This is a genomic window from Desulfitobacterium chlororespirans DSM 11544 (genome assembly GCF_900143285.1).
Classification (GTDB): Bacteria; Bacillota; Desulfitobacteriia; order Desulfitobacteriales; family Desulfitobacteriaceae; genus Desulfitobacterium; species Desulfitobacterium chlororespirans.
Map to the genome: position 1 here is coordinate 65,529 of NZ_FRDN01000011.1, position 26,617 is coordinate 92,145.

The window sequence follows — 26,617 nt, forward strand, 5'->3', positions numbered from 1 at the left end:
TCATGTTTAAGGAGTCAGGGACGCTTGTCTCTGACTCCTTTTATATATAGTAGTATACAAATCCGCAGTTTAACCGGTGAGGAGAGCTAGACTATGTCAGATAATATCCGCAAATTACTCCAGCCCCAGTATCTCAGCACATTCCAATGCATCGGCCCTGCCTGTGAGGACAGCTGTTGTATTGGCTGGCGGGTTCAGATAGACAAAGAGACGTATCAGCGGTATCGGGAATGCCTGGATACGGATCTCCGGCCCCAAATGGATGCTAAAGTCAAACGCCACCGCACCAATGCCGGAGAAAGTAATTACGCCAAAATCAAGCTCAATAAAGATGGCAGATGTCCCTTTATCGATGCCGACAAGCTGTGCTCCATACAGCGTAAACTAGGGGAAGACTATTTGTCTGTGACCTGCTCCACCTATCCCCGTATGGTCAATACGGTCAATCATGTGCTGGAGAAATCCCTTACCATGTCCTGCCCGGAGGCTGCTCGCTTAGCCCTTTTGGATCCCCGGCTGATGTCCTTTGATGAGACGGTGGAAGAAGGAAGCAGGCGCCGGCACGGCGGCAGGGTTATCGATACTGCTGATTATAAGACCATCTATACTCCTTTGAAGTATTTCTGGGAGCTCCGGGTCTTTATCATTGCTTTGATTCAGAATCGCGCTTATCCCCTCTGGCAACGCTTGATTATTTTGGGTTTGTTCTGCCGTCAGTTGGAGGCATTTATTGATGAAGGGAAAGTGCAGGAGATACCGCTTTTGATCGGACGCTATATCAATTATCTTGAGCAAGGTGATTTTAGGGAGGAATTGAATGCTGTCCCCCATGAGCTGACCATTCAAATGGAGCTGATGAAGGAGATCGCCGATGAGCGTGTGGCCTCCGGTGTGACGAGTAAGCGTTTCATGGAGTGCTTTGCGGAATTTCTCTTGGGTATCCAATATACTGCCGGGTCTGCCAAGGAAGAAATCGGTCAGCGTTATGCTCAGGCTGCTCAGGACTATTATCACCCTTTGATGGAACAGCATGAGTACATTTTAGAAAATTATTTGGTGAACTATGTCTTTAAGAACCTCTTTCCCTTTGATGGAGAGAAGCGTGTCTTTGATAATTACGTAAAGTTAATTGTTCACTATGCGATGATAAAACTGTTCCTCATCGGGATGGCCGGGTGCCATAAGGAGAATTTTAACACCGATCATGTAGTGAAACTCATCCAATCCTTTTCGAAAACAGTGGAACATAATGCTGCTTATCTTAAGAACATTCTAACTTTACTCAGGGCCAACGGCTTTAACACTATGCCCTATATGGCTATTTTGATTAAGAATTGAGCTGGTGGATATGAATCAGGGGACCAGTCAAAGGGCTCAAATTATCCATTATAGCTTGGAGCTTCTGCCGACGATTGAAGAAGCGCTGTTACATATGCAGAAGCAGCTCGAGGAGCTTCGCCTGGAGGAATCAGCGGTATTATTGACGGATGTCTCTCAGGCTATTGGGAAGATCGTCCATTATTCCCTGCCCATGCTCAATGAGAGCCGTGATCAGTTCATGATGGATGCCATCATAGGCCTTCGTGAGAGCATGGAGTTAATTGCGGATGCCTATGAGGACAGCAATCTGGCGGGGATACAGGACGCTTTAAGGGGAAGGCTCATACCGGCCTTTGTTCATTGGCGGTATGAGCTGCTTAAAAGCCTTGGGCCGGCGATAGCAGAATGTTGCAATTAAGATGGCAACACCTGTCCCAAATACGAAAGTGCTTTCGTATTTGGGACAGGTGTTGATGGCTGCGTAGAATCTGGGCTGGTTAACCTTAATCTACATTAAAATATCTTCAAACCCTTCAGAAAAAATGATTTTGATCCGATACTATAAATGGAAGTAAGCATTTCCGCTCTGAGAGGAGTGGGGGAATAAGCGGGAGGGTGACTTTATGCGTACATATGGCTTAAGCGGTTCCGGTATGGATATAGATCAAATGGTCAAAGACATCATGAAGGCCCAGCGTGTTAAATACGATAATTTATATAAAACGAAAACTCAGCTTGAGTGGCAGAAAACCGACTATAATGCCATCTATAAGACCTTGAACCAGTTTCGGAACACTATTTTTGATTCAAGAATGCAAAGCAATCTGGCCATGAGAAAAGTAACCTCCAATAATACGGCGGTGACAGCCACAGCCACGGCAGGTGCGGCTAAGATCAGCCATACTATTGCGGTGAATCAATTAGCGGCAGGAGTGCAGCGGGCCAGCAGCGCTGCGATTACTACCGGAGAAAGCAAAGAAAACCTGGTGAAGCAGCTGGGTATTCAGCCTAATGCTTTCACGGTGAAGCTCAAGAATGGAGAGGCCTCCGCTGATATCGTGGTTGATCCCAGCGCCAGTATTTATGAACTGGTTAATAGTATCAATAAAGCCAATATTGGGGTAACGGCCAGCTATGATGCTACCATTGACCGTTTCTTTCTGGCCACTACCCAGACAGGAGCCCAGGCAGGCTTGGATTTCTCCGGTAATAGTTCCCTTGGGTTGGATTTTCTCCAGAATAAATTAAAAATAAATACTGGGTCCTCAGTGACAGCAGCAGGAATAAGCAGCTCGGCGGCGATTGAGGCTGATGGCGGCGTTCCTATAGGCAATGCGTTTTCCGGGCTGACAGGGTCGTTCCAGCTGAGTATCAAGAATGCCAGTCAAGGGACTGAAGCCAATATTCAGATTGACTTGACCACAGATACCTTGAATACTATTGCCCAAAAGATTTCCAGTGCGACGGGAGTCGAGGCTGAGGCCGTCTACGATCCTGCGGAGAGACGGTTTACGATCAAGGCAAAAATAGAGGGCGAGGTATTGGATCTTTCTGCGAATACGGGGCTTGCCGCTCAATTTCTTACTGCAGATCTAAAACTCGGCGATGATGTAAGCGGACTTGGCAATATAAGCGGTGAAGGAGTGAAAAGCACTGCTCCTATCGTTGAAGCGACGGATAATATTGTTTTAGCCGAGCTTTTTGAAGGATTATCAGGAAGCTTTGACTTGAAGCTAAGGAATGGAGAAAATACGGAGACCATTACCATCGATACAGCCACGGATACCCTGGCTACGCTAAAGGCGAAAATTGAGGGCGCAGCAGGGATCAATGCTCAGGTGAGCTTTGACAGCACCTCCGGCAAGCTGACGATTGGTGTGACAGATGAGGGGACTTTGAGCTTTGCGGGCAGCTCCGAGGCAGGGCTGGGATTCCTGACGAAGAACTTGCGCTTGGTGAACACCGTTCAAATTACTAAGGAAAATCAAGCTGAAAGCACTTCCGCAATGTTTGCCGATTTGGGGGATCGGGAGATTTCCGGTCAGTTTGATGATATGTCCGGCGGCAGTTTCGTTATCAGGGTAAAGAATGGTGCGGGGGAAGTGGAGGAAATAGGGGTTGATACCTCTGTAAATACTCTTGACGAGCTTTTGGGAATGTTCAATGCAAAGTTCGGAGCGGGTACCGCCGAATACCTTGATGGAAAAGTGACTCTTAAAGCCCCGGACAACGACACCTTTGACTTCAGCGGCAGTGATCCTGCGGCTATTGACTTCCTGACCAATAAACTAAACCTGAATATCATATCCCAGAAAGGGCAGGATGCGGAGGTTACCCTTGATGGAGCCAGTTTTGCCCAATCCAGTAATGTTTTCACTGTGTCAGGGGTGACCTATACCTTAAACAACACCACTGAAGCTGGAAAATCAGCGAGCATAGTTGTTACACCGGATAACGATAAAACAGTTGAAGCGGTAAAGAAGATAGTGGATGAGTACAACAAGGTTCTTGAATTGTTGAATTCGGAAGTGAATGAGGCGAAATACAGAGATTATCTTCCTTTAACAGATGAAGAAAAGGGAGCCCTGACAGATGATCAGATCAAGGCGTGGGAGGAGAAGGCCAAAAGCGGTCTTTTAAGGCGGGATCCCATTCTCACCGATCTTATCTATAAGATGAGAAATAGCTTCACCGATAATATCAGCGGTATGACCGGCGAATACCGGAATGCCTCTTCCATAGGGATCAGCACCTATTTGGGGGATGTCAGTGAAGGCGGTAAACTTTATCTGGATGAAGAAGAACTGCGCAAAGCATTGAGCGCCGATTCGGATATCGTCTATAAGCTTTTCAGTGTCGACGGTGATTCTTCCGCTCAGGATGGGGTGTTGACCCGCATCTATGATCAACTGAAATCTGCCACAGATAAACTTGTGGATAAAGCAGGCACCACAGCCTCGGCTCTTTATGATACGAAAAGTTATCTTGGTAAGCAGCTTGATGATATGGAAGATCGAATGGAAGCGATGAGCAAACGGTTGAGTGCTATGGAAACTCGTTATTATAAACAATTTGACGCCATGGAGGTAGCGCTTAACCAATTAAGTCAGCAGAGTTCTTGGCTGTTACAGCAGTTTTCCAACGGATAGAAAGGATTAGGCTGAACATATCAGTAATGCCGACAGATCGAGTCTTAAATGAATAGTATAAAATGTAAGGTTTGGAGGGTTTCATATGCTTAATTCCCAAGCAGCTATGGCCAACGCTTACAAAAATCAGCAGATCATGACTGCTTCACCAGAGCAACTGACCTTACTCCTCTATAACGGAGCCTTGCGCTTCTTAAATGAAAGCATCCAGGCTATGGAGGAGGGAGAACTTCAAAAATCCCATAACGCCAATATGCGCGTACAGGCTATTATCAGTGAGTTTGTAGTTACTTTGGATATGAATTATGAGATCTCCCAAAATTGGGCGGCACTTTATGAATATATCGAGCACTGCCTGATCGAGGGCAATGTGAAAAAGGATGTCCAACAGTTGAATAACGCTAAAGCAATCCTGGAGGATATGCGCAATACCTGGCAGGAAGCTATGAAGCTGGCTCAGCAGGCTAAGGTGGCCGGGGTATGATAGAGAAAACTCCGGAATCCCTATGGCGGGACTACCTTTTCCTCACCAAAGAGATGTTGAAATTTCTGGATAAACAGGATATGGAGCTGTTCCATGAGCTGATGAATCAACGGGAACGGATGCAGGTTCTTGTTGAAGAGACTCCGGATAATGGCTTTAAAAGTTCCCCTGAAGGAAGAAAGCTTTTAGCACAAATCCAGGAGGAAAACTGGTTGCTTATGAACCATTTTCAAGCGACTCATAGTAAAGCCAAGCACCATCATCAAGTAGCGGAAGCCTACTCCGGCGGGAACCAACAGCCTGTGAACCACCGAAACTGGGTGCGCTAACCCTAACTACTCAGTTCAATGCTGAAGGGAGGAATTCTCATGATGGTCATTGAGCCAATTCAGCCTAATCATCAGAAGACCATGATGCCTGTGGATGCCTATCCTGGCCAAAAACTGGAACGATCTCAGGAAATACCCCGGCCGGTTGTCGAGCGCAAAAATGAAATTCCCAATGCCCGGGAAGAGATTCCCCGTGAAGAAGTTGAGAAGGCTGTGGATAAATTGAACCGCTTTATGGGCTTGATCAATAAGGGGATGCGGTTCGAGGTTCATGAAGAGGACGAGGAGGAGATCCTGGTGCGGATCGTGGACCAGGACTCGGAGCAGGTTCTTAAAGAGTCCACACCGAAATGGGTGATGGAGCTGCTCCATAATCTAACCGATGTCGCCGGATTATTCGTTGACCAAAGAGTTTAAAGGATCCATTGATGATAACTGCCTCAATCCTTGGTTGACCAAAGGATTGAGGCAGTGCTTTTGTACAAGCTTTTTGAAAGGAGCAACTCAGAATGCGGAAAAGAATATTGGGATTAATTTCAAGTTTCGTTCTTGCGCCTTCAATTGCTTTCCCAGTCTATGCTTCAAACTCACCAGCAATAATCCGATTAGCAGGAGATGATAGATATGCTGTATCGTCGGCAATTGCTCAACAGTGGGGTCAGTCCGATTATGCAGTTTTAGCTTGCGGCAATGATTTTCCCGATGCCTTAAGTGCCGCTCCTCTTGCGAAGAAATATAAGGCGCCCATTTTGTTAACTGACACGAATAATTTGCCGGATACAACAAAACAAACCTTAATAAGTTTAAATGTTAAAAATGTTTTTATCATTGGTGGAACAGGGATTATTTCTGTGAATGTTGAAAATCAACTGAATTCAATGCAGATCCAAACAGTGAGGATATATGGGACAGACCGATATGACACTTCTGTCAAGATAGCGAAGCAATTGGATACTCCGACACAATTGGTTGTCTGCACCGGTAACAATTTTTCAGATGCGCTGTCAATGGCCCCAATTGCCGCTATAAAACAGCTCCCTGTATTATTAGTACCTAAAAATTCTCTGCCAGATTCAACGAGGGAATATATTTCTTCATTAAATGGTGTAATAAAGACCTATGTGATTGGTGACTCCAGCATAATTTCAGATAGTATTGTTGACCAGCTTCCCAATGCGGAAAGAATTACCGGTTCGAATAAGTATAGCCGTAATGTAGCTATTAATCAAAAATTTGATAGTACATTAGGGAAAGATAAAGTATGCTTAGCCACTGGAGAAGATTTTGCAGATGCTTTGACAGGGACTGTATTTGCTGCTGAAATGTCAGCGCCTATTATTCTGGTTAGAGGGGTTAATCCTAGTGAGACAAAAAGTTATTACTGGGCCGGATTAAGCGACATTAATACTGTTTATGTTTTGGGGAGCCCCGACAATATTTCGGACAATTTTATTAGTAATTTAGGGAATAGACAAGAAGAGGTCCGTCTATCAGAAACCTATTTATATCTATTTATTGACAGCAATAGTTTGGAATATGAATGGAAATCGCCGGCGGAAATCGAAGAAAAGAATCAATATTTCTCTTGGTTTTATCTGTTTGAGGATATTTATTATTTTAAAATGGGTGGAAGGCTTGAAGAATTTTTTGAAACAAAGCCGGGTGGATGGGTCGTTGTTCCAATCTCTACTATCCAAAAAACACTTTCCCAATATTTTGACGGTATCACTAGAAAAATGATTATTGATTCTTCACAATCATGGTACGATAAAGAACTTGACGCAGTCGTATATGGCGGTGGACGAGGCTCCAGACCTTACAGCCCATCAGTCATATCATATGAAGTAAAGGATCAAATTCTGACCATTGATTACATTCTTCTATATGATTACGACGATGGGACTATAGCAAATGATGCTGAGAAATATCGCCTGACCATTGAATTAAAGCCCGATGGGTCATATCGATACCTTTCCAACAAACAAATGCAATAACGAGGTAAAGTGTTATAAAACCTGCTCAATAAAGACTGTTCGCTCCTTGGCTAAATCCATATCCACAGGGACGCGCAGGGGCATATTAACCCTATTGTAGTAGATTCTTACAATAGGCCGGGGGCCTAGGTTCTGGCGGACATTGATCACGACGCCTACCTGCCCGGTAGACAAGCGGACAAGGGAGCCCAGAGGATAGACGGCCAAATTATTCGTGAAGGCTTGGACAACATGGGGATCGAAATAAAATCCCCCACCGCCATAAAGGTATTCAATGGCCAGATAATGAGGGATTTTTTCTTGACGGAGCTTCCGGTTATATTGTTCGCACACGGCTATAATCCGGGAACCAAAAGGGATAGCTTCCCCGGACAGATTTTTCGGGTAGCCCTCTCCGTTCCAGCTTTCATGATGGTGGAGAATATATTTGCAGACCTCTTGGGGCAGACCGGATTCTTTGGCGAGGTAATAGCCGTAAAGAGAGTGCTCTTTCCAGAGATTTTCCTGATGAAGTTGCATTTCAGCCATGTTGATCAGCTGAGGCATCTCACATAGCCCTATATCGTGAAGAAGAGCTGCCATACCGATATGATACAGTTCCCTTTCATCGACACCGAAAGAACCGGCGACAAGCAGACTGAGGACGCATGTTTCCACGCTGTGAGGCAATAAGAAATCATCATCGACAAGTTTGATGCGCATTAAGGAATCTAAAACGACGGAGTTGTCCAATAGTTTAAGAGCTGTTTGACAGGCGACTTGAGAAACCGTGAGCATAAAATCGGAGGTGTTTGCTTCCTCTTTCTCGGGGGCAAGGCGTGTTATCTCTGTTATAAGCCCTTTTTTGAGTTCTTTAACAAGTGAAGAGGTTGGTTCTATCAGTAAAGTATAACGCTCCGTAACGGTAACCGAGCGTATACCCCATTTCTTTATGGCAGCAATATGGGATTCGGTAAGTACTGTTCCATAATTCAACAAAAGATTATTGGTTGTTCCGTCGAATAAGGGTTCGGCCAAAACCATGCCTTCGGAAAGCTCAAAACTGTATAATCTAATCACCTTGCCGCTCCTTTTCAAGGGTTGAATACATTATTATCTATATGATAAAGCGGCAATGTAAATGCCGTATTATTTCTTCGTAAATTCTGTGTATGACCTTTAGGGTGTCTAGCTCAACTATTTTAACCGTTCGTCTATTGGGACTTGTTGTTGGTTTGATGTGTGGGTTATAATGGAAGTATAGCAAAGCAATGCAAGGGAGGTACTGTCGTGACCACCGAAGAGTTTCAAAAGCTGGTGCTGGAAAAGCTGGCGGGTCTCGAACAAGGGCAATCCAAGCTGGGAGAGGGCCAGGTCAAACTGGAGCAAAGGCAGGTCAAGCTGGAAGAAGGCCAGGTCAAACTGGAGCAAAGGCAGGTCAAGCTGGAAGAAGGCCAGGTCAAGCTGGAGCAAAGGCAGGCTAAGCTGGAGGAAGGCCAGGTCAAGCTGGAGCAAAGGCAGGCTAAGCTGGAGGAAGGCCAGGTCAAGCTGGAGCAAAGGCAGGCTAAGCTGGAGGAAGGCCAGGTCAAGCTGGAGCAAAGGCAGGCTAAGCTGGAGGAAGGCCAGGTCAAGCTGGAGCAAAGGCAGGCTAAGCTGGAAGAAGGCCAGGTCAAGCTGGAAGAAAGACAAGTCAAACTGGAGAAGAGAATTGACGAGGTCGAATCCACACTCACTGCCAAGATTGATGCACTGGATGCTAAGGTCGAACGGTACGGTCAAAGCCAGCAGGATGATGTGAAGGGTCTCTTGGAAGTGATGAATAAAAAACTGGACCATATTAGTGCGGTTCAAACCATTCAAGGCGAATCTATCAATATTTTGGCTCTTCGCCAACTGCAGACTGAATCCGAGCTGGCCGCCTTGAAAAAGGCTCTTTAAAAGAGCAAAGGAAAGTGAACCATAGGGAGCTTAGGTATATAGCCGGAGGTCTCTTATTTTTTGCTATTTTACATGGAAGATCGAGCCTCTTGAGTCAAAAAACACTTCGCTTATCGGAGTGTTTTATTTTTCCTGGGAGAAATTAGGATGAAGGTCCTATATAAACAGGACACGTTTATGAGTAAAATAGAATTTGTATCTGAGGAAAATGTAGTAATGTTTTATTTACACTTGAATTAAAGAAGTGTTAGTATTATTAACGTAAAAAAAAACATATATTGGTGAAATGCAAAGATTAGTTGATAGACTCCTTGCTTGGAGGAATTACAAAAAGCATGGCGAATAAAGAACAATGGGCGATTCTGCCCATAAGGCTTACACCGATTACATAATGGATTGGGTATATCATATTGGTTTAGTTCGGGTCATTTTTTCATGTAAAAGAGGAAGCAAAAGTTAGGGGTGGATCTGCATATGAGCCAGGAAGATAATCAAAACTTGGGAGTCGATTTGGGAGAATTTCTGGATTTTTATCTTCTCGATTCACAGGAGCAAATCGAAAAACTGGCAGCAGGGTTGCTGCAACTTGAAAAAGAAGGCAATAATGTCGGATTGATTAATGATCTCTTTCGTTCTGCACACAGCTTAAAAGGAGCCTCCGGAACCATGGGGTTTACTTCGATAGTGGCTTTGACACACTCAGCTGAGGATTTACTGGATCGGCTGCGCCAAGGCAAGATGGAAGTTTCGCTCCCCATGGTTGATGTTCTTCTGGCGGTTACTGATCGCGTCAAGGAGATGTTAAGCCAGGTGGAAAAGCGGGTGGAAATCACCGCAGAGTATCAGGATTTGGTGGATGAGATGCGGGCACTTATGAATGGCGAAACACCTGCTCCGGTTAAAGAGGCGGATAGTAACGATATGAAGGAGAATTTAACCTCAAATTATACGCGGGTAGATTTTCAACTGTCTCTTGAAGTGGCGGAACAGGTCAAAAGTTCACAGGATATGGGGCATGGAGTGTATCAAGTCGATATTAAATTTGCTCCCAATACCTTGATGAGGGCAGTTCGTGCCGTCATGGCCGTACAGCGGATGGAGAATCTGGGTAAAGTGGTTAAGCTCCGCCCCAGCGTGGAAGAGCTGGAAGTGGGCAGCGAAGAAGGCTTTGCCATGCTGATTTTATCTGATGATCCCCCTGAAGAAATTCGTGGGGAGATTCTCCTTGTTTCTGAGCTGGCAGAGGTTGAGGTTCATCCTTACCGCATAGGTGATGCTGTTGACGGTTATGGCAGCGAAGAAGTGGCGGCGGCTCAAGCTGCTGAGTTGCTCCCGGTTGTGGAAGCGGCTCCTTCCTTACCTGTGCGGCCTGAGGCGAAACCTGTACAAGCAGCACCGGTCATTCCGGCAGCGCCGGCTGCCCCTAAGCCCGCCGCCGGCAACGGCAACAATGCTGCCACAGACGGGAATAACCAGGTCCATACCATTCGGGTGGATACTGTACGTATGGATAATTTAATTAATTTAGTAGGCGAGATGGTAATTACCCGTACCCGCCTGGTTCAAATCGGTCATGAGCTCAAGGAACAGTATCGCATGGATGCCTTGGTGAATAACTTGAATGAGACTACTGTGTATCTGGGACGATTGATGAGTGACCTGCAGGAAAGTGCTATGCGTTTGCGCATGGTTCCTATCGGCACCGTATTCAGCCGCTTTCCCCGCTTGGTTCGGGACCTGGCCCGTAAGACCCAAAAGGAAATGGAGCTGGTCCTCCGGGGGGAAGACACGGAACTGGATAAGACAGTGGTGGAAGTTATCGGCGATCCCTTGATGCATTTAATCCGCAACTCTGTGGACCATGGCATTGAGACTCCGGAGGAACGCCGGGCGGCCGGTAAACCGGAACTGGGTACCATCACCTTGGATGCTTATCATGAAGGAAATCATATTGCTATCTTGATTTCCGATGATGGCAAAGGCTTGGACCTGAACAGGATCTACGAAAAGGCGCTGAGCCGTGGGCTGGTTGGCGAGCGGGAAGGCCTCTCTGAGCGGGATATTGCCAACTTGATTTTCTTGCCGGGGTTTAGTACGGCTGATAAAGTGACAGATATTTCCGGTCGGGGCGTAGGCATGGATGTAGTTAAAAAGGCCCTGAACAATTTGGGCGGAATGATCGACATCACCACCCGCCAGGGGCAGGGCACTACGTTTACTATTCGCCTCCCTTTAACCTTAGCCATTATTCAAGCGTTATTGGTTGAAGTCAGTACAGAGATTTATGCTGTTCCACTATCTTCGGTCTTAGAGACCTTGCTGGTAGAACGCAAGGATATTAAAAATGTGGGCGGATTGCCCATGGTTCAGCTGCGCGGTAATACACTTCCCCTGATCTCCCTCCGGGACAAATTCGAGCTTCCTGCTCCTGAAGCAGAGGCAGAAGAGGTCTTTGTCGTGGTCGTAGGGTTGGGAGATAAAGCGCTGGGTTTGATTGTGGACGGATTGCGCGGTCAACAGGAAGTGGTGATTAAATCCTTAGGTGACTTCCTTAATAACTTACCGGGTATTGCCGGAGCAACCATCTTAGGGGATGGCAAAGTTACCCTGATTCTCGATATCGGCAGTTTGATTCAGGATATCCTTGTAACAAGGAAGGGCTAAATATGTCAAGGCAGCTTGTTATGGAATAATAAGGTGCGAGCTGATTTATGAAGGAGGAGACTAAGATGGCAGAAGAACAATTGGTAACCTTCGGTCTGGGTTCCGAGGAATTTGGTGTGGATATTATGTGTGTACAGGAAATTATTCGTATACCGCCTATTACCCGGGTGCCTAAGGCCCCCGAATATGTAGAGGGAGTTATTAATCTGCGGGGCAATGTCATCCCCGTGGTGAGCCTGCGGACTCGTTTTGGGATGGAACGGGTGGAAGAAAGCGATTTAAGCCGGATTATCGTGTTGCAAGTCCAGAATAAAGTCTTTGGCATCCGGGTGGATGCGGTGACGGAAGTTCTGCGTTTGGATACCGAGTCCATCGAACCACCGCCGCCTGTTGCGTTAGGAATGGATTCCCATTTTATTCGTGGAGTAGGCAAGATAGGAGAACGCTTGCTGATTCTTCTCAACCTTGATCACATTATGGGTGGAGAGATGAATCATGAATCAGCCTAAATCCCCAATCACCGTTTTGATTGTGGATGATTCACCTTTTATGCGGTTAACTTTGCAAAAAATATTAAGTCAGGATCCGGAGATTAAGGTACTGGATACGGCCCGGGATGGCAAGGAAGGCATAGAAAAGCTTCAAGCCCTCCGCCCCCAAGTGGTGACCATGGATATTGAGATGCCCCAGATTGACGGGCTCCAAGCCCTGGGTGAAATCATGCGCTGGCAGCCTACTCCCATCATTATCCTTAGTGCTTTGACCACAGAAGGAGCACAGGCTAGTGTTAAAGCCTTGGAGGCAGGAGCTTTCGATGTGGTTGCCAAACCTTCCGGGGGACCGGGGGCGGATATTCAGGCTTTAGCCCGGGATTTAATCGATAAAGTGAAAGCAGCTGCACAGGTGAATCTAGGACGATTGGGCAAAAAGGGGGCCGTAAGCCGAATTTCGCCTGCTTCAGGAAGCCGGCCCCCCTGGACTGCCGGGGCTGCCAGTGAAAATACTAATCGTGCCGGTACAGGTATATATCAGAATCCGCCGCAAGGGGTATCCTCTCTGGGCAGTACGAGCTCAACCTTAGGAAGTGCGAAAGGACGTTCTTTGGATAGTGGAGAAGCCTTGCCCAAGTATCCTGTCGAGATTGTAGCGATTGGTACTTCTACCGGGGGACCGTCGGCTTTGCAAGCGGTCTTAACCCAGCTGCCGGGAAATCTCCCTGTGCCGGTATTGGTGGCGCAGCATATGCCGCCGGGGTTTACGGCCCCCTTGGCTCAGCGCCTTAATGGGATGTCCCCCCTCACTATCCGGGAAGGAGTTCATGGCGAGGCTCTGAAAGCAGGCACCATTTATTTTGCGCCTGCCGGTAAACAAATGCAGGTGCAGAGCCGTGGCTCCCAGCTCATTCTGCATATTGGCGATGAATCCCCGATTACCACCCTCTATCATCCGTCGGTGGATGTCATGTTCATGTCCCTGGCGAAGGAAGTCGGTAAAGGCACGTTAGGTGTGGTGATGACCGGAATGGGCAATGACGGACTTAGGGGAATGCGGGAGATCAAGGAACGGGGAGGCTATGCTATCGCAGAGGCTGAAGAGACCTGTGTGGTTTATGGTATGCCCCGGGCCATTGTGGATGCGGGGTTAGCCAATCGGGTGGCTCCTCTGGGAGAGATCGCCCGGCATATCGTTGAATGTGTGCAAAGGAGATAGGGACTATGGGTATATTTGGGTCAATGGATATCAGTGCGTCGGGATTAACTGCTCAGCGGCTGCGGCTGGACGTTATATCCAATAATATTGCCAATATCAATACGACACGAACGGGACAGCTGACCGAAGCGGGCAATCAAATCCCCTATCAGCGTCAGGTGGTCGTGTTTAAAGCCAGAGGTACAGAGTCCAGCTTCGCCGAGACCTTGAATCAGGCCCTGCAAGGCAGGTCGGTGAGCACCACGGCCTTGCTTCAGGGACAAACCACTTCAGGTGCCACCGGCAACGGTGTGGAAGTCCAGGCAATTGCCGAAGATACTCTGCCCTTTCGCTTAGAATATAATCCGGATTCCCCGGATGCGGCACAAACGACCGAGGATGGGATTCCTGCCGGTTATGTACGGATGCCCAATGTGAATATCGTGACCGAAATGGTGGATATGATTTCGGCTTCCCGGGCTTATGAAGCCAATGTGACCGCCTTGAACGCTTCCAAAGCCATGATGAGTAAAGCACTTGAGATTGGGAAGGGGTGATTAAGCCATGGCTTTTAATCCGATTGCACCTGTCCATCCTTTAATGCTTCAACAAAACCTGAATCCTATTCAGGAAAATAACCCTGTTGAAGGGAGCGGACCGCAAACTCCTGCCGGAGCGGCCAAAGTAGGCGCTGATTTCGGGCAGTTTTTACAGGAAGCCCTGCAAAAAGTAGACAACCTTCAAAAGGAAGCCGATGTAGCCAGTCTCGGCTTAGCCACCGGGCAGATTCAGGATCTTCATACCGCAGTAATTGCCATGGAAAAGGCCGGACTTTCTTTATCCTTAACTGTGGACGTCCGCAATCGAGCCTTGGATGCCTACCATGAAATCATGAGGATGCAAATATAAGGATGTACAAACATAAAGGTCTACATTAATAGTGTACGGTTTTTCACGAAGGAAATTAGGGGGTTAATGTAAATAGTATCTAATATATAATCAGATGATTAATGTTTGAGGAAAGGAGGAGCGATATTGAATTTTTCGTGGGCTGAAATTAAACAATCAATTCTTGGATTTTGGGGCAAACTCTCCCGCCCACAGAAGATCATTACCGTTGCCGCTCCTCTGGCTGTAGCAATTGCGCTGATCTCATTGCTTTACTGGGCAAGCAACCCCAGTTATGTAGCCATTTTTACGGAATTGACGGACATTCAAGCCGGAGAGATTACTTCGGAATTAGATGAATTAAAAGTTAAATATAAATTGGGAAGTAATGGTTCGGCTATTTTAGTTCCTGAGAAAGAGGCAGCGGGAGTTCGCTTGAAACTGGCCAACTCAGGTCTGCCTAAAGGGAGCGAATTCAGCTGGAGTGAGAGCCTAAATAAGACGCGCGTTGGGGAGACGGAATCTGACCGGCGGCTGCGTTACAACCTCGGTTTACAAACTGAGCTGGAGGCCACCCTGAAGACCTTAAGCAATGTCAAAGACGCCCGGGTCCATTTGAACATACCTGAAGAGACCTTGTTTATCGAGCAGCAGGAAGCCACAACGGCTGCAGTAACTCTGACTCTTAAAGAAGGCAGCTCCATTACGGAAGATCAGATCCGGGGGATCGCCAATTTATTGGCCGCCTCGGTAAAAGGACTGAAACTTGAAGATGTGACTATCCTGGACTCCAATGGCAATACTCTTTCCGATGTTCTGAACGAAGACAATCAGCCGGGAAAAATGACCGCTACCCAAATTCAGCTTAAGCAGCTCACCGAAGAAAATACCCGTAAATCTGTGCAAAGCATGCTGGACAAAGCATTTGGAGCAGGGAAAACTATCGTCAGGACGAATGCCACCTTGAATTTTGATCAAGTGACGACTGACACCGTAACCCATGGTCCCGGCTCAGTGCTCAGTGAATCCCATACCACAGAAAATACGACCAACACCTCACCTGGGGGAACCGCTCCGGGAGTCGACACCAATGTGCCGGGCTATTTGGCGCCGGACGGGACCTGGATTACTTCATCCTCTGAAAAAACTTCGGACACGCTCAATCATCAAGTGGATACGACCCAGGAACAACGGATTAAGAGCCCAGGCGATATTGCCCGACTCTCAGTTTCCGTGCTCCTGGATGCCGACAGCATCAGTGCCGATCAGATAGACGAACAGATAGAAAAGATCGAAGCCATCGTCGCTTCCGCTGCCGGAATTGATCGCGACCGCGGGGATGTGATTCAAGTTGCTGCTTTGCCTTTTGATAAGACAGGCGCTCTGGAACAAGAGCAGGCCTTGGCTGAAGCGGCTCGCAAGGAACGGCTGCGCACCTATATCGAATGGGGTGTGGGAGCACTTTTAGCCTTAGTATTCTTATTCGTTCTTTTCCGTATGCGCTCCAAACGCAAGCAAGATGCAGAGTCCCTGGAGCTTGGTCAAGCACTTCAGCCTGTTCCCCTGGCAGCGACGGAAGAGCTTCTGCTTGCTCAGCAGGAAGCTGAAAGGGAAGCTGAGCTTAAACTTGCCCAACAAAAGCAGAAATCTGCTGAAGAAATCCAGCGCCAGAAGATCAAGGAATCTGTGGATATCTATGTGCAGAACAATCCTGATGAAGTGGCACGTCTTGTTAAAACTTGGTTAGCGGAGGAAAAGTAAGATGAGCCAGCAGCTTACTGGGATTCAGAAAACAGCCATCCTGATGATTGCCTTAGGGCCGGATAAATCAGCCAAGGTGGTACAGCATTTAGCAGAGAATGAAATTGAACAGTTGACGCTGGAGATGGCCAATGTGCGTAAGATTTCAGCGGAACAGCGTGATAAGGTCGTCGATGAGTTTTACCAGATGTGTGTGGCCAATGATTATATCGCCCAGGGCGGTATAGATTATGCCCGGGAGGTTTTGGAGAGAGCCCTGGGTGAACAGCGGGCCTTTGAGATCATTACCCGCCTTTCTTCTTCCTTGAAGATGCGCCCCTTTGATCTGGTGCGGCGCACAGACCCTAAGCAGTTATTATCTTTTATTCAAGGAGAACATCCCCAAACCATCGCCTTGATCATGACCCATTTGCCACCGGATAAAGCGGCCATTCTCTTATCCAGCTTACCCCAGGAAAGACAGGCCGATGTGACCAAACGGATTGCTTTAATGGGCAGAACAAGTCCTGAAGTTCTTAAAGAGATCGAGAAGATACTTGAGCGTAAGATATCCAGTCTCGCTCCTACGGATTATACAACATCTGGTGGAATTCAAAGTGTCGTGGATATTCTGAACCGCAGCGACCCGGGCACCTTAAAGGTGGTCATGGATTCTCTGGAAGTGGATGACCCTGAACTGGCCGAGCAGGTTAAACGTCAGATGTTTGTCTTTGAAGACATCGTTATGCTTGATGACCGGGGAATTCAGCTGGTGCTGCGTGAAGTGGATATGAAAGATCTGGCCCTGGCCCTTAAGGGCTCTAATCCGGAAGTGGGGCAAAAGATTATGGCCAATATGTCATCACGGGCATCCCAAAACCTGCGGGAGGATATGGAATTTATGGGCCCGGTCCGTTTGAGGGATGTGGAGGAAGCGCAGCAGCGTATCGTCAAAGTAATTCGCCGCCTGGAAGAAACAGGTGCAATCGTCATTTCAAGAGGTGGCAGTGATGAGATTATATACTAGGACGAGAGTGGTTAAAAGCAATGCAGTAGAGGTCAGCGTGCCCTGTATTGTGGAATGTCGGACGGAAGAATTTCAACTCTTGGGCAAGCATCTTTCTGTAGTCCATGAGCGGAGTGGAAGCCTGTCTCAAGAAGATGAATTTCCCCGGCTTGAGGGTGAGGAAAAGTGGGAGCCTTTAACTGTCACAGCCGATGAAGCAGAGGATGAGAAAGCAAAGGAAATCATGGCCGAGGCCGAAGCCATCCGTACTCAGGCGCAGACAGAGCTTGAAAAGGCTCGGGAAGAAGCTGCGGAGATTTTGGAAAAAGCACGGGTGCAGGGGGAAGAAGCCGCCCTTAGGCTTCGCGAAGAGGTCTCTCACCAGGCTTATGAGGAAGGGTATGCCCGAGGCTTGGCCCAAGGGCTTCAGGAAGGCACAGCTCAGGGAGAACGGGAAGCTGAACGTATGAAAGCAGAAGCCCGGGATATCCTGTCCTTAGCCCAAAGGGCTGCCCATGAGGAATGGAGTAAAGTGGACGAGACATTGCTCCGATTGGCTTTGAAGGTTGCTGAGAGAATTCTTCGTGTCCGTATATTGGAACATCCTGAGCACTTGCTGCAACGTATTCGCGCTTTGTCCCTGCTCCCTGAAGAGCGGGAAGGCTGGAAACTTCATGTATCCACTGCGGATTATCGATGGCTTTCTCAATGTTCGGATGAGATTAATATCCCCTTGTTGGAAGATCAAACCTTAACCTCTGGAGATTGTTTCCTCGAATGCACCGAAGGTATTTTTGATGCTCGCGTAGAGGTACAGCTGGAACGCTGTGAACAACTCCTGAGAGAGGAGCTAAGGCATGACCGATTGGAATAATATGCTTCATAAAATGAGTGATTTGAATTTGATCGTTTCCCATGGCCGGGTGGCCAAAATCGTCGGACTGATGATTGAGTCCGATGGCCCGCGGGTCAGCGTAGGGGAATATTGCCGGATCCATACCCAGCAAGGGAAAGAGATTCCGGCTGAGGTGGTGGGCTTTCGCAACTCCACTACCTTACTGATGCCTTTAGCGGAATTGGAAGGAATCGCTCCGGGGGATCGGGTGGTCCCTCAGCAGCATAAACTGGAGGTCGGAGTCGGTCAGGCCCTTCTGGGCAGAATTCTCGACGGGCTGGGCAGACCTTTGGATGGACGCCCTATGGTTACCCAGAGGGATTACCCATTGCAAAATGCTCCCCCCAGTGCTTTTCTAAGGCCAAGGATCAGGGACCCCCTCAGTGTGGGAGTGCGCACAGTGGATGGGATACTGACCATTGGCAGAGGACAGAGAATTGGCATCTTCGCCGGTTCCGGAGTGGGCAAGAGCACCTTGCTGGGCATGATGGCCAGAAATACCACAGCCGGTGTGAATGTGATCGCTTTAGTGGGGGAACGGGGAAGAGAACTGCGGGACTTCATCGAGAAAGATCTGGGCGAAGAAGGCTTAGAGCGCTCCGTACTGGTGGTGGCGACCTCCGACCAACCCGCCTTGGTTCGCCTTAAGGCTGCTTTCACAGCCACGGCCATTGCCGAATACTTCCGGGACCAGGGACAGGATGTGCTCTTAATGATGGATTCCGTGACCCGTTTTGCTATGGCTCAACGGGAAGTGGGCTTGACCGCTGGGGAACCCCCGGCAACCCGCGGCTATCCGCCTTCAGTATTTGCAATGCTGCCCAAGCTTCTTGAACGCTCCGGGATGAGCGAGATTGGAAGCATTACGGGTATTTACACTGTCCTTGTGGATGGAGACGACCATAATGAACCCATCGCTGACACAGTCCGGGGTATCCTGGACGGACATATCGTCTTGACCCGGGAACTGGCCATGCAGAACCACTACCCCGCCATTGACACCCTTCAATCCGTGAGCCGGGTTATGAATGACATCATTGCTCCGGAACACAAGGAGCTGGCCGGAAAACTCCGGGAACATCTGGCAGTCTACCATGATGCCAAAGACTTAATCGACATCGGAGCCTATGTGACAGGCAGCAATCCCCGCATCGATGCCGCCATCCGGCATATCGAAGGAATCAATGGCTTCCTTCGTCAGGATGTGGAAGAGAAAGTTTCCTTCGACCAAATGCTTCAGCAGCTTCAGCAGGCCCTTAGGTAAGATAAGGAGGCGATTCGATTGGCCAAATTCAGATTCCGCCTCGAGGCAGCTTTAAGGCTGGCCGAACGCAGCCTTGAAGAGCAGCAGCGGCTTCTTGCTCAGGAAATCCAAAAGCATTTGTCTCTCCAAAAGGTCTGCCAGGATCAGGAAAATGTTTGGCAATTTGCTCTGCAGGGTCAAGAGGAGGCCTGCCGAACCTCACCCCAGGATCTGGGTCTATGGCAAAGTTTTACCCAAAAGCAGATCGAGCTTCTACGTTATATAGCGGAGGAAGTATCCCAACAGGAAAAAGTGGTTACACAGCAGCGGCAAAGGCTTCTTGAAGCCCACCAGGATACTGAGAAGCTGAAAAAGTTGAAGGAGAAACAAAGGGCGGTATTCAACCTTAAAGAACAGCGGCGTGAACAAGCTGTCCTGGATGAAGCAGGCCAAATAATGTTTGGACGGAGGAGTAGCTTATGATCGAAGTCACCCGCATCAATGGTAAAAAGCTGGTTCTTAATTCGGACCTGATCGAAAGCATGGAAGCAACCCCGGATACGGTCATCACCTTAACGGGAGGAAATAAATACGTTGTCACAGAAACGACGGAAGAGCTCATTCGCAGAGTGACGGAATATAAAAGGCATTGTCATCCGTTATTTCGAGAAGAAGGGGAGATGTCAGAGTAATGGACCGTAAGTTAATTATTGCAATTTTTCTTGCCGGATTTTTAGGATCGACGATTGGTGTCGTCGGCACCTTGGGTGCCCAAAAGCTGTTCTTCTCAGATAGCCCTACAGGACAGGCCGCCGTGATCAAGAAGGAAGAGGGTCCCGTTATATCCGTTGGAGAATTTACTGTCAATCTTCAGGGCGGAGCTTTTCTTAAGACCTCAATAGCTCTTGAAGGAATGAACGAAAAATCAGAAGCTGTGCTTACAGCTAAGGATGCCTTTATTAAGGATCGGATTAATACCGTTCTTTCCAGCAAGACCTTAAAGGATATGCAACCCGAGGTCCGTGAAGATCTGAAACACGAACTGATTACCCAACTTAATGAAGTCACAAGCAATCAGATTCAGGGGATTTTCTTCTTATCCTTTGTTTATCAGTAAGGATTCCAACTGGAAAATACTGCTTAACCGTGAAAAATACTGTTATTTTTGACATACCTGCTTTACTATAATACGTAAACAAGAATGTTTGAGAGGGGGGATCTTATGGGAGAGGTATTGTCACAAGACGAAATTGATGCCCTACTAAACGCGCTTTCTGATGGTCAAGTCGATGCTGAGGAAATTAAAACCACGAAAGTACAGAAGAAAGTCCGAGTTTACGATTTTAGACGACCGAACAAATTTTCCAAAGATCAGATTCACTCCCTCCAGAATATTTATGAGAATTATTGCCGGTCCTTGACCACCTACTTGTCGGGGCATCTTCATTCGGTTATTGAGACTAAAGTGAGTTCCATTGAGCAGATAACCTATGATGAGTTCATCCGCTCTTTGCCCAATCCGACGATCCTCAGTTTATATACTTTGAATCCCCTGGAGGGAACACTGCTGATGGAGATGAGTCCGGCCTTGGCCTTCGCGATCATTGACCGATTGCTGGGGGGGCAGGGACAAGGCTCGGAGAAGAATCGGGATCTGACGGAGATTGAGCGGACGATTATTTCCCATCGGGCGCAGCAGATGATTAATCTGATTGGCGAGGCCTGGTCTGAGGTTATTCCCAATGAGCCGGAGTACATAGTTCTGGAAACCAACCCTCAGTTTACCCAAATTGTTGCCCCCAACGAAATGATCATCCTCGTCACTTTAGAGGTTCAGGTGGGAGAAATGGTGGGAATGGTCAATATGTGTCTGCCTTATCTGGTACTGGAACCTGTCTTAGACAAACTCAGTACCTTGTTCCTCTTTTCTACTCAGGCCAAAGTGACCTCCAAGGAACAAGTTAACGCCATTCGTAGGAAGATCGAATGGGCAAAAGTGGATATGACCACCTTGCTGGGACATTCGGAGATTTTAGTTCGTGACCTTTTGGAATTGGCACCAGGGGATGTGATCCCGCTGATGCAAAACGTTAAAGAAGCGCTCCCTGTTTATGTTGGGAATTTTAGAAAGTTTAAAGGAATTCCTGGTCTGCATGGGGAACATCTCGCTGTTCAAATAACAGAAATCGTTGAGGAAGGAAGGGATCAGGATGGGTAACGGGATGCTTTCCCAGGAAGAAATCGATGCCCTGCTGGGAGGGAATCAGCAAACGGATCCCCCAGCGCAAAAGGAACCGGCGGTAGAGTTCAGTGATATGGAAAGGGATGCTATAGGAGAAATTGCCAATATCTCCATGGGAACAGCAGCCACAACCTTATCCCAGCTCTTAGGAAAGAAAGTTGAAATTACCACCCCTAAAGTAGATATGGCCAGTGCAGAACAAATTCGCAAGGATTACCCCATTCCCTCGGTGATCGTCGATGTCCGGTATAAAGCGGGAATTGAAGGGTCTAATCTTCTCATCCTTTCCCAACGGGATGGAGCGGTTATCGTGGATCTCATGATGGGGGGAACAGGGGAAAATCCCCCGACAGAACTCTCAGAGCTTAGCATCAGCGGCATCTCGGAAGCCATGAACCAGATGATGGGTTCGGCGGCTACCTCCATGTCCACCATGTTTAATTCTGTCGTGGATATTACGCCACCCCAGCTCGTCTTGAATGATATGTCTCCTCAAGATGACGACATTATTACTAATGTGCTTCAATCCCACGAAGAACTCGTGCGGATTTCTTTCCGGATGGTGGTGGAGGATGTCATTGACAGCATTTTAGTTCAAGTGATTCCCATTCAGGTAGCAAAAGGGATGGTTGGCAAGCTTCTGGGTTCGATGGGAGGAAGCGGTTCGAAACCGGAGCCCAAACCCGCCCCTACCCCTACTCCGGCTCCTTCCCTCCAGATGGAACAACCTCAGGCACCCGTCAGCGGCTATGGGCAGCCCGCGGCACCGGCCCCCGGTCACTTCATGCCTCAGGCTCAGCCGGAATATCCTCCTCAGCAGCAGCAAGGATATGGCGGGCCTGCTTATGGACATAATCAAGGCGGTTATTATACTCCGGGCTATGGGGTTCCCCCGACACCGGTACAACCGGCCCAATTTGTTCCTTTAAAGCCTGGTGATCCCCTTCATGGGCAGGAGAACCTCGAACTTATCCTGGATGTTCCTTTACAGGTCAGCGTGGAGTTAGGCAAAGCCAAGAAAACCATTAAAGAAATCCTTGAGTTGGGACCCGGCTCAGTCATTGAGCTGGATCGCCTGGCTGGAGAACCGGTGGATATGATTGTTAACGGTAAACTTATCGCCAAATGTGAAGTCGTTGTCATCAATGAAACCTTTGGGATACGCATTACCGATATTGTGCAGCCCAGCGAACGCATGACAAAGGCCATAGGGCTTCAATAAAACCCTAATAAAGATTTAAGATTTATTCCGTTTTTAATAAGGAGGAAAAATTGTGGGTGCTAATGTTTTAATTGTTGATGATGCTGCATTTATGCGGATGATGGTCAAGGATATCTTAACCAAGAACGGCTTCACAGTGGTTGGTGAGGCTGAAAATGGGGCTGTGGCCGTGGACAAATTTGTTGAGCTGACCCCGGATTTGGTGATCATGGACATTACCATGCCTGAAATGGATGGACTGCAGGCCGTTCGCGAGATTCGCAAGAAGGACCCTCAAGCCAAGATCATTATGTGTAGTGCCATGGGTCAGCAAGCGATGGTTATCGATGCTATTCAATCCGGGGCCAAGGACTTTATTGTCAAACCCTTCCAAGCAGATCGGGTGGTTGAGGCTGTAAAAAAGGCGCTGAAGTAAAATGCAATATACCGATGAAACACCCATTCAACCTCAGGTAACGGATGGAGTGAGTAATAGTGTATCCGATCCCTCCTACTGGGGGGGGATCATCGGGACGATTCTCGTCTTTCTCCTTATTCTGGTGGTTGCTTTATGGGTCATCCGCAAAATGAACCAAGCTTCTTTCCGGGGCATGCAGGCGCCTTGGGCGAGAGTTCTGGATCGGCAAATGCTCAATGCCAGCCAATCCCTTTATTTGGTGGAAATTGCCGGAAAGCTCCAGATCCTGGGGGGGACGGATCATCATTTGACGAAGATCGATGAGATCAATGACCCTGAGCTGGCGGCCGAGATCCTGGATGAGCTGGCCCACCGGCCCACTGAGCGTGTGGAGGGCATTCTATCCGGAATTGCCCAGCGCACCTTTGGCGGTAAACGTCGCCGGGGGAAAGAACCCTTCGCCGATGAGCTTGAACGTTTGCTTGAGGAGGTGGACCAATGACAGCCACCGTGAAGGCATTGGGTTCAGCAAAGAAGCGAAACGTGAAAGCTTTGCTGCTGTTCTTCTTGATTTTGGGCGGAATACTGGTCAATACAGATGCAGTTTTGGCCGCAGGCTTAACCCTTGATTTCGGGACGACAACGGCTGAGCAAACCAGTTCAACCCTGCAAATCCTGCTTTTATTGACCGTACTCTCCATCGCTCCGGCCATTCTTGTGCTGATGACCTCTTTTACCCGGACGATTATCGTCCTCTCCTTTGTGCGCAATGCCCTTGGTACACAGCAGCTGCCGCCCAATCAGGTACTTATCGGTCTTTCTTTATTCTTAACCTTTTTCGTCATGGCGCCCACTTGGAACGAGATCAATACCCAGGCGCTTCAGCCCTATATGCAAAATCAAATAACACAGGCAGAGGCTCTGCAGCAAGCGGAAGCCCCTTTAAGGCAATTTATGTTCGAGCAGACCCGGGAAAAAGATCTTACTCTGTTTGTCGGTCTGGCCAGAATGGAGCAACCGCAAACTTACGGGGATATCCCTACCTATGTCCTCATTCCTGCCTTTGTAATCAGTGAGCTGAAGACAGCCTTTCAGATGGGCTTTGCTATCTTTATCCCCTTTATGGTGATCGATATGCTGGTGGCTTCTGTGCTGATGTCCATGGGTATGATGATGCTTCCCCCCATGATGGTTTCCTTGCCCTTTAAGATTCTTCTGTTTGTCCTGGTGGACGGTTGGCACCTTGTCGTCCAGTCACTTGTCACAAGCTTCTACTAACCTAAGGATGTGTATGAATGAATCAGAGTGACGTACTTTATCTGGCCAAAGAAGCCTTGATGACTGCTTTGATGATCGGAGGTCCTGTATTGGGTGTGAGCTTGCTTGTGGGTTTAATGGTCAGTATTTTTCAGGCCATGACTCAGATTCAAGAGCAGACCCTGACCTTTATTCCCAAAATCCTGGCCATTGCTCTTGTCATGCTTTTATTGGGTCCGTGGATGCTTAATGTGATTACAGGGTTTACTACCAATCTTTTTAATGACTTAGCCATTTTTGGTAAATATTAATCATCGCGGAGGAGAGACATGGGCTTAGCAGAATTTTTGCAATGGAATCTCACGCTGTTCCTCCTTATTCTCTCACGTTGGGCAGGCATGATTATGCTGGCTCCGGTGTTTGGAGCCCGCGGGGTTCCTGCCATGGTCAAACTGGGCTTAGCGGTAAGCATTTCGATCATCCTCTATCCGCTCATCATGGCCGCCGGCCCCCAGATTCCCAGCGAAACACTGCCCTATGCAGCACTATTAATCAAAGAAATTGTGGTTGGCCTTGTGATCGGCTTTGTCATTTATGCCATTACTGCCGTATTAGAAGGGGCAGGCCAATTGATTGACATGCAGATGGGCTTTAATATGAGCGGAGCCATCGATCCGATCTTTGGTGTGCAAAGCGCGATGATGGGTAATTTTCAAATGATTTTGGCCATTATGCTCCTCCTGGCTACCAACTCCCACCATTATCTTATTGCGGCTATGGTCAAGAGCTATACTTATGTCCCGATTAATCCGGGGGCTCTCCCCCAAGGACTTAATTATTATATCTTTCTCATTCGGGAAATCTTCACCTTATCCGTACAACTGGCCCTCCCTGTCATCGGTGCGTTGGTTCTGACGGATATCGGCGTAGGGCTCTTGATGCGCACTGTACCCCAGATGAATATTTTTACGGTCATCTTTCCCGTTAAGATCATCTTTGGCTTTACTATTCTTTTTTTGGGAATCGGCTTTTTTGGCGAAACAGTCAACATGCTCTTTGAGCGGGCCATGACCTGGCTTTTAGAGCTGTATAAAGGGTGGCAGGGAACATGAGTGAAAAAACGTTTCAGGCCACGCCCAGGCGCAGGCAGGAAGCACGCAAGAAAGGCCAGGTCTTTAAGAGCACGGAAATGGTTTCCGCACTTATGCTGGTCAGCTTTATTGGGTTGTTAAAGTTCTATGTGCCCACCATGCTGGAAAAGGTTAGCCAGGTCTTTCCTTATGTCTATGGGCTATCGGCGGAATGGACCACCCGCTCTGTCGCCAGTCTGATGGTGGATCTTCTCTGGCTGGGCATTCAAATTGTCGCTCCTTTGTTTGTGGTGGGGGCAGTTATCGCCACCGGTGCCAATTACCTTCAGGTGCGCTCTCTTTTCACGGTGGAGCCTTTAAAGCCCCAACTGAGCCGGATTAGTATGATTAGCGGTGCTAAACGGATGTTCGGCATGAAAGCCTGGGTGGAGCTGATCAAATCCCTGCTTAAGGTCACCTTTATCGGCTATTTTGTTTACGCCACCATCCGGGATAATTTTGAAATCTTTCCGGTCATGGCCCGTCTCACGGTTGGCCAGGGGGCGATGTTCATCGGCGGTTTGATCATCGAGATGGGTTGGAAAATTGCTCTGTCTTTTTTCATCATTGCGGCCATCGATTTTCTCTACCAGTGGTGGGATTATGAGAAAAATCTCAAGATGTCCCACGAAGAGTTAAAGCAGGAATATAAGCAAACGGAAGGGAATCCTCAGCTTAAAGGGGAAATTAAAAGAAAACAAAGGGCCATGTCCATGCGCCGCATGATGCAGGATTTAAAAACTGCCGATGTGGTGGTGACCAATCCCACCCACTATGCTGTCGCCCTGCGCTATGATCCCAAGGAAAATTCGGCTCCGGTGGTGGTGGCTAAAGGCGCCGATGAAATTGCCCAACGGATTAAGCAACTTGCCAAAGACTATGGCATCATAACCATGGAAAATAAACCGCTGGCCCGTGCCCTTTTCGCTCAGGCGGAAATCGGACAGGCCGTACCTGCGGATCTCTATAAAGCCGTGGCAGAGGTTCTCGCCTTCGTGTACCGGCTTAAGCGAAAAAAATATACCGGTTAATTCTGTATAATACCAAGCAA

29 protein-coding genes are annotated in these 26,617 nt (G+C 48.0%); 28 read left to right on the plus strand and 1 reads right to left on the minus strand.

Annotated features, from left to right (window positions below):
- Positions 1 to 93 precede the first annotated feature (93 nt).
- From fliB to BUA14_RS17490, 7 genes are all read left to right on the plus strand, one after another.
- Positions 94 to 1,338, plus strand: a complete 1,245-nt coding sequence (fliB, locus tag BUA14_RS17460) for a flagellin lysine-N-methylase (RefSeq protein WP_072773794.1) — start codon at positions 94 to 96, stop codon at positions 1,336 to 1,338.
- Positions 1,339 to 1,348: 10 nt separating this feature from the next.
- A complete protein-coding gene (locus BUA14_RS17465) occupies positions 1,349 to 1,738 on the plus strand; it encodes a DUF8042 domain-containing protein (RefSeq protein ID WP_072773795.1) in 390 nt (129 codons plus the stop codon).
- Positions 1,739 to 1,943: 205 nt separating this feature from the next.
- Entirely contained in the window at positions 1,944 to 4,469 is a 2,526-nt protein-coding gene (gene fliD, locus BUA14_RS17470) for a flagellar filament capping protein FliD (RefSeq protein ID WP_072773796.1), read from the plus strand.
- Between the two features lie 85 nt (positions 4,470 to 4,554).
- Positions 4,555 to 4,953 (plus strand): flagellar export chaperone FliS, encoded by a 399-nt coding sequence (fliS, locus tag BUA14_RS17475; protein WP_072773797.1) that lies wholly within the window; start codon positions 4,555 to 4,557, stop codon positions 4,951 to 4,953.
- Positions 4,950 to 5,282, plus strand: a complete 333-nt coding sequence (locus BUA14_RS17480) for a hypothetical protein (protein ID WP_072773798.1) — start codon at positions 4,950 to 4,952, stop codon at positions 5,280 to 5,282. Before fliS ends, BUA14_RS17480 begins: the two co-directional genes overlap by 4 nt.
- Positions 5,283 to 5,321: 39 nt before the next feature.
- Positions 5,322 to 5,699 (plus strand): flagellar protein FlaG, encoded by a 378-nt coding sequence (locus tag BUA14_RS17485; RefSeq protein WP_072773799.1) that lies wholly within the window; start codon positions 5,322 to 5,324, stop codon positions 5,697 to 5,699.
- 92 nt (positions 5,700 to 5,791) lie between these two features.
- Complete coding sequence (locus tag BUA14_RS17490; protein ID WP_072773800.1) at positions 5,792 to 7,276, plus strand: cell wall-binding repeat-containing protein; 1,485 nt, start codon at positions 5,792 to 5,794, stop codon at positions 7,274 to 7,276.
- A 12-nt stretch (positions 7,277 to 7,288) separates the two neighbouring features.
- Here the strand turns inward: BUA14_RS17490 and BUA14_RS17495 are convergent, their stop codons facing one another.
- A complete protein-coding gene (locus tag BUA14_RS17495) occupies positions 7,289 to 8,335 on the minus strand; it encodes an HD-GYP domain-containing protein (RefSeq protein ID WP_072773801.1) in 1,047 nt (348 codons plus the stop codon).
- A gap of 210 nt (positions 8,336 to 8,545) precedes the next feature.
- Between BUA14_RS17495 and BUA14_RS17500 the strand changes: the two genes are divergently transcribed.
- From BUA14_RS17500 to flhB, 21 genes are all read left to right on the plus strand, one after another.
- Positions 8,546 to 9,193: a DUF4097 family beta strand repeat-containing protein gene (locus tag BUA14_RS17500; RefSeq protein WP_084078698.1), complete on the plus strand. Its 648-nt coding sequence runs from the start codon at positions 8,546 to 8,548 to the stop codon at positions 9,191 to 9,193.
- A 474-nt stretch (positions 9,194 to 9,667) separates the two neighbouring features.
- Positions 9,668 to 11,857: a chemotaxis protein CheA gene (locus BUA14_RS17505; protein WP_015945061.1), complete on the plus strand. Its 2,190-nt coding sequence runs from the start codon at positions 9,668 to 9,670 to the stop codon at positions 11,855 to 11,857.
- 65 nt (positions 11,858 to 11,922) lie between these two features.
- Positions 11,923 to 12,366 (plus strand): chemotaxis protein CheW, encoded by a 444-nt coding sequence (locus tag BUA14_RS17510; RefSeq protein WP_014795285.1) that lies wholly within the window; start codon positions 11,923 to 11,925, stop codon positions 12,364 to 12,366.
- On the plus strand, positions 12,353 to 13,567 hold the full coding sequence (locus tag BUA14_RS17515) for a protein-glutamate methylesterase/protein-glutamine glutaminase (protein WP_072773802.1): 1,215 nt from the start codon (positions 12,353 to 12,355) through the stop codon (positions 13,565 to 13,567). Before BUA14_RS17510 ends, BUA14_RS17515 begins: the two co-directional genes overlap by 14 nt.
- Positions 13,568 to 13,572: 5 nt before the next feature.
- Positions 13,573 to 14,103, plus strand: coding sequence for a flagellar basal body rod protein FlgC (flgC, locus tag BUA14_RS17520; protein WP_015945059.1), 531 nt, complete (start codon positions 13,573 to 13,575; stop codon positions 14,101 to 14,103).
- A gap of 7 nt (positions 14,104 to 14,110) precedes the next feature.
- A complete protein-coding gene (fliE, locus tag BUA14_RS17525) occupies positions 14,111 to 14,455 on the plus strand; it encodes a flagellar hook-basal body complex protein FliE (RefSeq protein ID WP_005816234.1) in 345 nt (114 codons plus the stop codon).
- Positions 14,456 to 14,581: 126 nt separating this feature from the next.
- The gene (gene fliF, locus BUA14_RS17530) at positions 14,582 to 16,195 is read left to right on the plus strand and encodes a flagellar basal-body MS-ring/collar protein FliF (protein WP_178371729.1); all 1,614 of its coding nucleotides are present in this window, start codon (positions 14,582 to 14,584) and stop codon (positions 16,193 to 16,195) included.
- A gap of 1 nt (position 16,196) precedes the next feature.
- Complete coding sequence (gene fliG, locus BUA14_RS17535; protein WP_005816231.1) at positions 16,197 to 17,201, plus strand: flagellar motor switch protein FliG; 1,005 nt, start codon at positions 16,197 to 16,199, stop codon at positions 17,199 to 17,201.
- Entirely contained in the window at positions 17,185 to 18,054 is an 870-nt protein-coding gene (locus BUA14_RS17540; RefSeq protein ID WP_072773803.1) for a FliH/SctL family protein, read from the plus strand. The genes fliG and BUA14_RS17540 overlap by 17 nt, the downstream gene beginning before the upstream one ends.
- Positions 18,038 to 19,339 (plus strand): flagellar protein export ATPase FliI, encoded by a 1,302-nt coding sequence (gene fliI / locus BUA14_RS17545; RefSeq protein WP_072773804.1) that lies wholly within the window; start codon positions 18,038 to 18,040, stop codon positions 19,337 to 19,339. The genes BUA14_RS17540 and fliI overlap by 17 nt, the downstream gene beginning before the upstream one ends.
- Before the next feature lie 18 nt (positions 19,340 to 19,357).
- Entirely contained in the window at positions 19,358 to 19,801 is a 444-nt protein-coding gene (locus BUA14_RS17550) for a flagellar FliJ family protein (RefSeq protein ID WP_072773805.1), read from the plus strand.
- Positions 19,798 to 20,010, plus strand: a complete 213-nt coding sequence (locus BUA14_RS17555; RefSeq protein WP_072773806.1) for a flagellar FlbD family protein — start codon at positions 19,798 to 19,800, stop codon at positions 20,008 to 20,010. The genes BUA14_RS17550 and BUA14_RS17555 overlap by 4 nt, the downstream gene beginning before the upstream one ends.
- Complete coding sequence (locus tag BUA14_RS17560) at positions 20,010 to 20,435, plus strand: flagellar basal body-associated FliL family protein (protein WP_072773807.1); 426 nt, start codon at positions 20,010 to 20,012, stop codon at positions 20,433 to 20,435. The genes BUA14_RS17555 and BUA14_RS17560 overlap by 1 nt, the downstream gene beginning before the upstream one ends.
- A gap of 105 nt (positions 20,436 to 20,540) precedes the next feature.
- The gene (gene fliM / locus BUA14_RS17565) at positions 20,541 to 21,536 is read left to right on the plus strand and encodes a flagellar motor switch protein FliM (protein ID WP_026183958.1); all 996 of its coding nucleotides are present in this window, start codon (positions 20,541 to 20,543) and stop codon (positions 21,534 to 21,536) included.
- Positions 21,529 to 22,782: a flagellar motor switch phosphatase FliY gene (fliY, locus tag BUA14_RS17570; protein WP_072773808.1), complete on the plus strand. Its 1,254-nt coding sequence runs from the start codon at positions 21,529 to 21,531 to the stop codon at positions 22,780 to 22,782. The genes fliM and fliY overlap by 8 nt, the downstream gene beginning before the upstream one ends.
- Positions 22,783 to 22,834: 52 nt before the next feature.
- Positions 22,835 to 23,197, plus strand: a complete 363-nt coding sequence (locus BUA14_RS17575; RefSeq protein WP_005816218.1) for a response regulator — start codon at positions 22,835 to 22,837, stop codon at positions 23,195 to 23,197.
- A gap of 1 nt (position 23,198) precedes the next feature.
- On the plus strand, positions 23,199 to 23,681 hold the full coding sequence (gene fliO, locus BUA14_RS17580) for a flagellar biosynthetic protein FliO (protein WP_072773809.1): 483 nt from the start codon (positions 23,199 to 23,201) through the stop codon (positions 23,679 to 23,681).
- Complete coding sequence (fliP, locus tag BUA14_RS17585) at positions 23,678 to 24,457, plus strand: flagellar type III secretion system pore protein FliP (protein WP_072773810.1); 780 nt, start codon at positions 23,678 to 23,680, stop codon at positions 24,455 to 24,457. The genes fliO and fliP overlap by 4 nt, the downstream gene beginning before the upstream one ends.
- Positions 24,458 to 24,474: 17 nt before the next feature.
- Complete coding sequence (fliQ, locus tag BUA14_RS17590; protein WP_072773811.1) at positions 24,475 to 24,747, plus strand: flagellar biosynthesis protein FliQ; 273 nt, start codon at positions 24,475 to 24,477, stop codon at positions 24,745 to 24,747.
- An 18-nt stretch (positions 24,748 to 24,765) separates the two neighbouring features.
- Positions 24,766 to 25,548 (plus strand): flagellar biosynthetic protein FliR, encoded by a 783-nt coding sequence (gene fliR / locus BUA14_RS17595; RefSeq protein ID WP_005816212.1) that lies wholly within the window; start codon positions 24,766 to 24,768, stop codon positions 25,546 to 25,548.
- On the plus strand, positions 25,545 to 26,597 hold the full coding sequence (gene flhB / locus BUA14_RS17600; RefSeq protein ID WP_072773812.1) for a flagellar biosynthesis protein FlhB: 1,053 nt from the start codon (positions 25,545 to 25,547) through the stop codon (positions 26,595 to 26,597). The genes fliR and flhB overlap by 4 nt, the downstream gene beginning before the upstream one ends.
- The last annotated feature ends 20 nt before the right edge of the window (positions 26,598 to 26,617 follow it).